Raw genomic sequence first — 9,035 nt, forward strand, 5'->3', positions numbered from 1 at the left:
AAGGCAGCGTGCGGAGTATTTTGCTTTTTTCGCCCTCTGTGGGTGTGGCTCTCCCCCCTCCTCCCTCCCCCCTCGCCGTGCCAGTGCCCCCCCTCCCCCCGCGCCCCTCCTCGGTGAGCTCGATGCGGACCACCCGCCGATTGGCCGGATCCGGCACGCGCCGCACCTTGCCGCTCGCCTCGAGCCCGTCGACCAGGGTGGTGACGGCCCGGGGCACCACCTCCAGCTGCTCGGCGAGATCCGCCATGCGGGGCGGCGAGCCGTAGTGCGCGAGGGTGCGCAGCAGACGGGACTGGGCGGGGGTGATGCCGAGCCCGCGCCGCTCCAGGTGGCGCTTCTGGATGCGGTGCACCCGGCGGGTCAGCCGGAGCAGCTGCTCGGCCAGCAGGCCGTCGGGGTCGGGGGCGGGGACGGTCATGCGGGAACAATATCAGGATGTCGTTCATTGTGAGTATAGGTAACAATGAGCTAGGCTCCGCTCGCCTCCGGCCCGCCCCGGGCACCCGTCCCCGAGGAGACCATGCACCCCGACCACGAACCCGTCCGGATCCCGTCCGCCGGCGCCGAGGGGCAACCCCGGCAGGTGCGGCGGATCCTGAAGCTCTTCCGTCCCTACCGGGGCCGCCTCGCGGTCGTCGGCCTGCTCGTCGGCGCCGCGTCCCTGGTCTCGGTCGCCACACCGTTCCTGCTGAAGGCGATCCTCGACGTCGCCCTCCCCCAGGGCCGCACCGGGCTGCTCAGCCTGCTCGCGCTCGGCATGATCCTCGGCGCGGTCCTCACCAGCGTCTTCGGCGTGCTGCAGACCCTGATCTCGACGACCGTCGGCCAGCGCGTCATGCACGATCTGCGCACCGCCGTCTTCGGCCGGCTCCAGCGCATGTCGCTCGCCTTCTTCACCCGCACCCGCACCGGTGAGGTCCAGTCCCGCATCGCCGACGACATCGGCGGCATGCAGGCCACGGTGACCTCCACGGCGACCTCCCTCGTCTCCAACCTCACCAGCGTGGTGGCCACCGTGGTGGCGATGCTCGCGCTCGACTGGCGGCTGACCGTCGTGTCGCTCGTCCTGCTGCCGGTGTTCGTGTGGATCAGCCGCCGCGTCGGCGACGAGCGCAAGAAGATCACCACCCGGCGCCAGAAGCAGATGGCCGCCATGGCCGCCACGGTCACCGAGTCGCTGTCGGTCAGCGGCATCCTGCTCGGCCGCACCATGGGCCGCTCCGACTCCCTGACCCGCGCCTTCGCGGACGAGTCCGAGCGCCTGGTCGACCTGGAAGTGCGGTCCAGCATGGCCGGCCGCTGGCGCATGGCCGTCATCACGATCGTCATGGCCGCCATGCCGGCCGTCATCTACTGGGCCGCCGGGCTCGCCCTGCAGGCGGGGGGACCGGAGATCTCCCTCGGCACGCTCGTCGCCTTCGTCTCGCTCCAGCAGGGCCTGTTCCGCCCGGCCGTGAGCCTGCTGTCCACCGGCGTCCAGATCCAGAGTTCGCTCGCGCTCTTCCAGCGCATCTTCGAGTACCTGGACCTCCCGATCGACATCACCGAGCGCGAGGACCCGGTGCGCCTCGAGCGGATCAAGGGCGAGGTGCGCTTCGAGAACGTCTCCTTCCGCTACGACGGCGGGGACGGCCCCGTCCTCGACGGCATCGACCTCACCGTCCCCGCGGGCGGCAGCCTCGCCGTGGTCGGCCCGACCGGCGCCGGCAAGTCCACGCTCGGTCACCTCGTGCCGCGGCTGTACGACGTCACGGGCGGCCGGGTCACCCTGGACGGGGTCGACGTCCGCGACCTCGGCTTCGACACCCTGGCCCGCGCGGTGGGCGTGGTCTCCCAGGAGACCTACCTCTTCCACGCCTCGGTCGCCGACAACCTGCGCTTCGCCAAGCCCGACGCCACCGACGAGGAGCTGTACGCGGCGGCGCGGGCGGCCCAGATCCACGACCGCATCGCCGCCCTGCCCGACGGGTACGACACGGTCGTCGGCGAGCGCGGCCACCGCTTCTCCGGCGGCGAGAAGCAGCGTCTGGCGATCGCCCGCACCATCCTGCGCGATCCGCCGGTCCTGGTGCTCGACGAGGCCACCAGCGCCCTGGACACCCGGACCGAGGCCGCCGTCCAGGCGGCCGTGGAGGCGCTGTCGGCCGACCGCACCACGCTCACCATCGCCCACCGGCTGTCCACCGTCCGCAACGCCGACCAGATCGTGGTCCTCGACGCCGGCCGCGCGGTCGAGCGCGGTACGCACGAGGAACTGCTTGAGCGGGGCGGCCGCTACGCGGCTCTCGTGCGCCGGGACGCCCGACTGGAGTCGACGAGATGAAGATATGCCGGGTTTGTGGCAGTGTGCGGGTTACCGTGCCCGCATGCAGACGAACACTCCGTCACGGAACACGATCCGACTGACGCGCCGGGGCCGCCTCGCCCTCGTCGCGGCCGGGGCCGTCGTGGCCGGCACCGCCGTGGCGGTGCCGCTGCTGACCCTGGGTGACGGCGGCGACGCACGGCCCGCCACCCTGGTGATCCCGGAGGGGCAGCGCGCGAGCCAGGTGTACACGGCCGTCGACGAGGCCCTGGAGCTGCCCGCGGGCACCACGCAGAAGTCCGTCGCGCGGGCCCGCCTCCCCCTGCCGGTCGAGGCCGGGGGCAATCCGGAGGGCTACCTCTTCCCGGGAACGTATCCGCTGGAGGAGAAGGCGACCCCGGAGGAGCTGCTGTCGCAGATGGTCGACACGGCCAACCGGAAGTTCAACGCGGCCCCCGTCGCCGCGGGCGCGCAGCGCAACGCCATGAACGTGTACCAGACGGTCACCGTGGCGAGCATCGTCCAGGCGGAGGCCCCCACCAAGGCCGACATGGGCAAGGTGGCCCGAGTGATCTTCAACCGGCTGGAGCGCGGGATGCCGCTGCAGATGGACTCGACCCTCAACTACGCGCTGAACCGTCCGGTGCTGCGTGCCAGGGCGACCGACACCACGGTCGACAGCCCGTACAACTCCCACACGCGCATGGGACTGCCGCCGACCCCGATCGACAACCCCGGCGAGGCCGCGATGCGGGCCGCGACCACCCCGGCCCCGGGCGACTGGCTCTACTTCGTCGCGGTCAGGCCGGGTGACACCCGCTTCACCGCCGACCAGGAGGAACACCTGCGCAACGTCGCCGAGGCCGACGCCCGGCAGCCGGAGAGCGGCACGCCGTCCCCGAAGTGAACCGGCCCGGGCCTCAGGCCGCGGACCGCTCCGGCGCCGTCAGCCGCACGATGTCCCGTACCGCCGCCCGTCCCGCCCGGTTGGCGCCGACGGTGCTCGCCGAGGGGCCGTAGCCGACCAGGTGGACGCGCGGATCGGCCACCGCGCGTGTTCCCTCGACGCGGATCCCGCCGCCCGGTTCCCGCAGCCGCAGCGGGGCGAGGTGGCCGACGGCGGGGCGGAACCCGGTCGCCCACAGGATGACGTCGGCCGCCACCCGCCGCCCCGCCCCGGGCTCCCGGCCGCGCCCGGGCAGGGGGGACCCCCCGGCCCACTCCACGCCGTCGGGCGTGATGCGGTCGAACATGGGCCGCCGGTCGAGCACGCCGTCCGCGAGACCCTGCCGGATCGCGTCGTTGAGCGGCAGCCCGGTCACCGAGACGACACTGCGCGGCGGCAGCCCCCGGCGCACCCGTTCCTCGACGAGCGCCACGGCCGCCCGCCCGGCCTCCTCGTCGAAGGGCCCCTCGCGGAAGACCGGCGGCCGCCGGGTCACCCAGGTGGTGGACGCCGCGTACGGCGCGATCTCCAGCAGGTGCTGGGTGCCCGAGGCGCCGCCGCCCACCACGACCACCCGCTGCCCGGCGAACGCCTCCGGCCCGGGGTACCGCGCGGTGTGCAGCTGCCGCCCCCGGAAGGTCTCCTGTCCCGGGTAGCGCGGCAGGAACGGCCGGTCCCAGGTGCCGGTGGCGTTGATCAGCGCCCGCGTCGACCAGGTGCCGTCCGAGGTCTCGACGAGCAACCGCCCGCCGGTTCCCTCCCGTACGGCCCGCACGTCCACCGGGCGCCTCACCCGCAGGTCGAAGGTCCGCTCGTAGTCGTCGAAGTACGCGGCGATCACCTCGGAGGAGGGCCGCGCCGGATCGGCGCCCGTGAGTTCCATGCCGGGCAGCGCGTGCATCCCGTGCACCTTGCCGTACGTCAGCGAGGGCCACCGGAACTGCCACGCGCCGCCCGGACCGGGAGAGCGGTCGAGCACCACGAAGCCGCGGCCCGGCTCGAACCCGGCCCGCCGCAGGTGATGGGCGCTGGACAGCCCCGCCTGCCCCGCGCCCACGACGACCACCTCGACCTCACGTATGTCGTTCACATTTCTACCAACGAGCCGCGAACCGTGGATCTTCCCGCGGGCGGTCCGGGAAGATCCCCGGCGCGTCGGCCAGGATGGAGGGCATGTCGGATGCCTTCACCACCCGAGTCCTGACCCTCACCACCGGCTCCTCGGAGCGGGTCGTCGACCTCACCGGCGACTGCGAGTCCTTCCTGCGGGAGGCGGCGGCCGGCCGCGACGGCCTGCTGAACGTCTTCGTGCCGCACGCCACGGCCGGCATCGCCGTCATCGAGACCGGTGCCGGCAGCGACGACGACCTCCTGGCCGCCCTGCACACCCTGCTGCCCGCCGACGACCGCTGGCAGCACCGCCACGGCAGCCCCGGCCACGGCCGCGACCACGTCCTGCCCGCCTTCGTCCCGCCCCACGCCACGCTGCCGGTGGTGGGCGGCCGCCTGGAGCTGGGCACCTGGCAGTCGGTGTGCCTGGTCGACACCAACAAGGACAACCCCAGCCGCCGGGTGCGGCTGTCGTTCCTCGGGTAGCCCCGTCCTCCCGCCCGCCCCGTCGCCGGCGGCGGACACGGTGCCGGGGCGGCCGGCCGGGCGGGACGCGTCCGTCCGGCCGGCCCCCCCGCGCGGTGTGCACGACCCCACCGCGCGGGGCCCGTGACGCGGGGCGCCGGAGGAGTCCGGCCGCCGGTCCGGTCAGCCCGTCCCGCGGACGACGGCGACGGGGCAGGCGGCGTGGTACAGCAGCGCCTGGCTGACCGAGCCGAGCAGCATCCCGGTGAAGCCGCCGTGACCGCGGGCGCCGGCCACCACCAGCTGGGCGTCCCGGGCGGCGTCGAGCAGCGCGTGGCGCACCCGTGCCCGTTCCAGGCGCAGCTCCACGGCGACCCGGGGACGAGCGGCCCGCAGGGGTGCCACCGTCTCCTCCAGCAGCCGCCGGTGCCTCTCGCGGAGCCGGTCGAGGTCCACCACGACGTTCAGCGGGTCGGCGGGGCCCTCGTAGGGCGTCGGCTCGCTCCAGGTGTTCCACACGTGCATCGCGACCAGCGGGGCCCCGCGCAGCTCGGCCTCGGCGAAGGCGAACGCCGCCGCCGCGTCCCCGGCGGGCGAGCCGTCCACGGCGAGGAGCACCGGCCCCCGGGGGTCGGAGCGGCCGCGGACCACCATGAGCGGGCAGTGGCCGTGCGCGGCCAGCTGCACGACCTTCGAGCCCAGCAGCAGCCCCCCGAACCCGCCGCGGCCCCGTCCGCCGACCACCGCGAGGACCGCGTGGCGCGACTCGCTCCGCAGCACCGTCAGCGTCTCGCCCGACGCCACGGTCCGGGCGATCTCCAGGTCCGGCGCGAGGGCGTGGGCACGCTGCTCGGCCCGCGCCAGTACGCCGTGGATCATCGGATCCAGGTCGGCGGGGCGGCTGAAGGCGTGCACGATCCGCAGCTGCGCGCCGCGCAGCCGGGCCTCCCCGGCCGCGACGTCGACCGCGGCGAGACTGGGCAGCGAGCCGTCCACCCCGACGATGACCGTGTCGTTCACTGCTCTCTCCCGTCCCCGGTCCCCGGCGGCGCATCCGGGTACCCGCGGGCGACGGCGCCCACGCGTCGCCCGGCACGCGGACCGCGGCGCACCGGCCCCGGCACGCGGAGCCCGGAAGCCGAGGGCCGGGCGCCGGAACACGCGCCTAGGCGTCCCCGCCGCCCCGCACGACGGCCACCGGGCCGTGCGCGTGGTGCAGCGCGGCCTGGCTCACCGAACCCAGCACCAGTCCGGAGAAGCCGCCCCGCCCGCGGGCCCCGACCACCAGCAGCCGCGCCGTACGGCTCGCCTCGATCAGCGCCTCCCGGGCGCCGCCGCGCACGACCTCGTGCCGCACCTTCACACCGGGGTGCCGCTCCCGGTGTCCCGCCAGGGCCTGCGCGAGCAGACGCTCCCCGCTCGCGGCCGGGTCGCCGGGCCCGTTCGCGTACGGCGCCCGCTCGTCCCGCGGGGCCGGCCTCGGGGCGCTCCAGTCGGTCCAGGAGTGCAGGGCGACCAGGTCCGCCCCGTACAGTTCCGCCTCGGCGAAGGCGAAGCCGACCGCCCGCGCGCCCGCTGCGGAACCGTCGACGCCGAGCACGACCGGCCCCTGCGGTACGGTCCGCCCGCGCACGGCCAGGACCGGGCACTTCCCGTGTGCCGCCAGGTGCACGGCCGTCGACCCCACCAGCAGCCCGACGAACCCGCCCATGCCCCGCGACCCGACGACCACGAGATCCGCGGAACGCGACTGGGCCTCCAGCACGGTCAGCGGTTCGCCCGTCACGACGGCCTGCGAGACCTCCGCGTCCGGAGCCACGGACCGGGCGCGTTCCACCGCCTCGGCCACCAGCCGTTCGGTCACGGCCCGCAGACCCCCGTCGGCCGGCCCCAGCGGTGACGCGCCCAGCGGCACGTGCATCGCGGGCCAGAGGAAGGCGTGGACCACCCGCAGCCCGGCCGATCGCCGCCTCGCCTCCTCGGCCGCCACCTCCACGGCGGCCAGACTCGACGCCGAACCGTCCACTCCCACGACGACCGAACCGCTCATGGGACCTCCCGTGCCCTTCCCGTCCGGCGTCCGCGGGGTGGCTTCCGCCGGGAGACGCCGACAGGGACCGAAGGGGCCGCGGCCGAGGGCCGACCGGTGTGTTCCGTCTGTCCGCGAACCGTCGACTCACTCCGTTGACCTGCGCCGGAACGAACCCCGGGTATCCTTCTGACCCCTCGCGGTCCGTGTCCATCCGTGACAACACCCATGTTCCGGCCGGAAGGCCGGATGGCACCATGTCCGCCGTGGGTGTCGATCATCGGCTCGATGAGGCTCTCCACCCAGTACGAAGCACCGAGAACCGAGAAGGGGGAGGGGCCGTGCCTGCTCCACGGATGAGCGCCACGCCACTGCCGGGCATAGGCGTGAAATACGACCTCACCACGCGTGAGCACCAGCACTTGTCCGTGATCGCGCACCGGGACGGCGCCCGCACGGTCAACATCTACCGTTCCGACGACCCGGACGCCTGCGCCCAGTCGCTGCGCCTGACCGTCGCCGAGTCGGCCGCGATGATCGACGCGCTGATGCCCGCCCACCACAGCCCCAACCTGCTGCACACCACCGACCTGGGACTGGTCGCCGAGCGCATCGAGCTGTCGTCGACCTCCCACTGGAACGGCCGGGTGCTGGGGGAGACGCGGATGCGCACGGACACCGGCGCGTCGATCGTCGCCGTGCTGCGGCGGGCGGAGGCGATCCCGTCCCCCGCGCCGGACTTCCGGCTGGCCGGAGGGGACACCCTGATCGTGATCGGTACCCGCGAGGGCATCGAGGCCGCCGCCCGGATACTCGGAAGGGAGTGAGCGCATGCACTCTTCCGCGATCTTCCTGATCGAGTTCGGCGCGATCATCCTCGGGCTCGGCCTGCTGGGCCGCCTCGCCGGGCGCCTGCGGTTCTCCCCGATCCCCCTGTACCTGCTGGCCGGCCTGGCCTTCGGCGAGGGCGGGCTGCTGCCGCTCGGCGCGAGTGAGGAGTTCGTGGCGATCGGCGCCGAGATCGGCGTCATCCTGCTGCTGCTCATGCTCGGCCTGGAGTACACGGCCAGCGACCTCGTCTCCAACCTCAAGACCCAGTACCCGGCCGGCCTCGTGGACATGACGCTGAACGCCCTGCCCGGCGCCGCCATGGCCCTGCTGCTCGGCTGGGGCCCGGTCGCCGCCGTGGTGCTGGCCGGCGTCACCTGGATCTCCTCCTCCGGCGTCATCGCCAAGGTCCTCGGCGACCTCGGACGGCTCGGCAACCGCGAGACCCCGGTGATCCTCAGCATCCTGGTGCTCGAGGACCTGGCGATGGCGGTCTACCTGCCGATCATCACCGCCCTGCTGGCCGGAGTCAGCCTCGCCGCGGGCAGTGTCACGCTGGCCATCGCCCTGGGCGTCGCCGGGCTCGTGCTGTTCGTCGCCGTCCGCTACGGGAGGGTGATCTCCCGGTTCGTCTCCAGCGACGACCCGGAGAAGCTGCTGCTGGTGGTGCTGGGCCTGACGCTGCTCGTCGCGGGCATCGCCCAGCAGCTGCAGGTCTCGGCGGCCGTGGGCGCGTTCCTGGTCGGCATCGCCCTGTCCGGGGAGGTCGCCGAGGGCACGCACAACCTGCTGGCACCGCTGCGGGACCTGTTCGCCGCGGTGTTCTTCGTCTTCTTCGGCCTGCACACCGATCCCCAGTCCATACCGCCGGTGATCCTGCCCGCCCTGGCGCTCGCCGTGATCACCGCGCTGACGAAGATCGCCACGGGGTACTGGGCCGCCCGACGGGCCGGGATCTCCCCCAAGGGCCGCTGGCGCGCGGGCGGCACCCTGGTCGCCCGCGGCGAGTTCTCCATCGTGATCGCCGGGCTCGCGGTCACCGCGGGCATCGAGCCGGACCTCGGCCCGCTGGCCACGGCGTACGTCCTGATCCTGGTCGTCCTCGGACCGCTCACGGCCCGTTACACGGAGCCCGTCGCGCTGAGCCTGACGCGCCGCCGCGCCGCGTCCGCCGACGCCCCGCCCGTGCACGCCGCGACGCCGGCCGTGGAGACGCTGGAGCCGGTGCAGGACAGCACGCCCGAACGGTGAACCGGGGCCGGGGGGGGGGGGGGGGGGGGGGGGGGGGGGGGGGGGGGGGGGGGGGGGGGGGGGGGGGGGGGGGGGGGGGGGGGGGGGGGGGGGGGGGGGGG

At 74.4% G+C, this 9,035-nt stretch carries 9 protein-coding genes; 5 read left to right on the forward strand and 4 right to left on the reverse strand.

What is annotated here, in order from left to right:
- Nucleotides 1–418, reverse strand: a 418-nt coding sequence (locus ACZ56B_RS11385; protein ID WP_468788655.1) for a MarR family winged helix-turn-helix transcriptional regulator, incomplete at its 3' end; no start/stop codon positions are given.
- A gap of 102 nt (nucleotides 419–520) precedes the next feature.
- Between ACZ56B_RS11385 and ACZ56B_RS11390 the strand changes: the two genes are divergently transcribed.
- Together ACZ56B_RS11390 and mltG are read left to right on the forward strand one after the other, a co-directional pair.
- The gene (locus ACZ56B_RS11390) at nucleotides 521–2,323 is read left to right on the forward strand and encodes an ABC transporter ATP-binding protein (protein ID WP_468788657.1); all 1,803 of its coding nucleotides are present in this window, start codon (nucleotides 521–523) and stop codon (nucleotides 2,321–2,323) included.
- A gap of 43 nt (nucleotides 2,324–2,366) precedes the next feature.
- Nucleotides 2,367–3,212, forward strand: coding sequence for an endolytic transglycosylase MltG (mltG, locus tag ACZ56B_RS11395; protein WP_468788659.1), 846 nt, complete (start codon nucleotides 2,367–2,369; stop codon nucleotides 3,210–3,212).
- A 13-nt stretch (nucleotides 3,213–3,225) separates the two neighbouring features.
- Here the strand turns inward: mltG and ACZ56B_RS11400 are convergent, their stop codons facing one another.
- The gene (locus tag ACZ56B_RS11400; protein ID WP_468788661.1) at nucleotides 3,226–4,341 is read right to left on the reverse strand and encodes an NAD(P)-binding domain-containing protein; all 1,116 of its coding nucleotides are present in this window, start codon (nucleotides 4,339–4,341) and stop codon (nucleotides 3,226–3,228) included.
- 83 nt (nucleotides 4,342–4,424) lie between these two features.
- Here ACZ56B_RS11400 and ACZ56B_RS11405 point away from each other — a divergent pair, with 83 nt between their 5' ends.
- Nucleotides 4,425–4,847, forward strand: a complete 423-nt coding sequence (locus ACZ56B_RS11405) for a YjbQ family protein (RefSeq protein WP_468788663.1) — start codon at nucleotides 4,425–4,427, stop codon at nucleotides 4,845–4,847.
- A 162-nt stretch (nucleotides 4,848–5,009) separates the two neighbouring features.
- Here ACZ56B_RS11405 and ACZ56B_RS11410 read toward each other — a convergent pair whose 3' ends face one another.
- A complete protein-coding gene (locus tag ACZ56B_RS11410) occupies nucleotides 5,010–5,846 on the reverse strand; it encodes a universal stress protein (RefSeq protein WP_468788665.1) in 837 nt (278 codons plus the stop codon).
- Between the two features lie 145 nt (nucleotides 5,847–5,991).
- Entirely contained in the window at nucleotides 5,992–6,876 is an 885-nt protein-coding gene (locus ACZ56B_RS11415) for a universal stress protein (protein WP_468788667.1), read from the reverse strand.
- Nucleotides 6,877–7,211: 335 nt separating this feature from the next.
- Here ACZ56B_RS11415 and ACZ56B_RS11420 point away from each other — a divergent pair, with 335 nt between their 5' ends.
- Together ACZ56B_RS11420 and ACZ56B_RS11425 are read left to right on the forward strand one after the other, a co-directional pair.
- Nucleotides 7,212–7,682 (forward strand): cation:proton antiporter regulatory subunit, encoded by a 471-nt coding sequence (locus tag ACZ56B_RS11420; RefSeq protein ID WP_468788669.1) that lies wholly within the window; start codon nucleotides 7,212–7,214, stop codon nucleotides 7,680–7,682.
- A gap of 4 nt (nucleotides 7,683–7,686) precedes the next feature.
- Complete coding sequence (locus ACZ56B_RS11425; protein WP_468788671.1) at nucleotides 7,687–8,934, forward strand: cation:proton antiporter; 1,248 nt, start codon at nucleotides 7,687–7,689, stop codon at nucleotides 8,932–8,934.
- Nucleotides 8,935–9,035 lie beyond the last annotated feature (101 nt).

This window comes from Streptomyces sp. NPDC034670, from assembly GCF_055574875.1.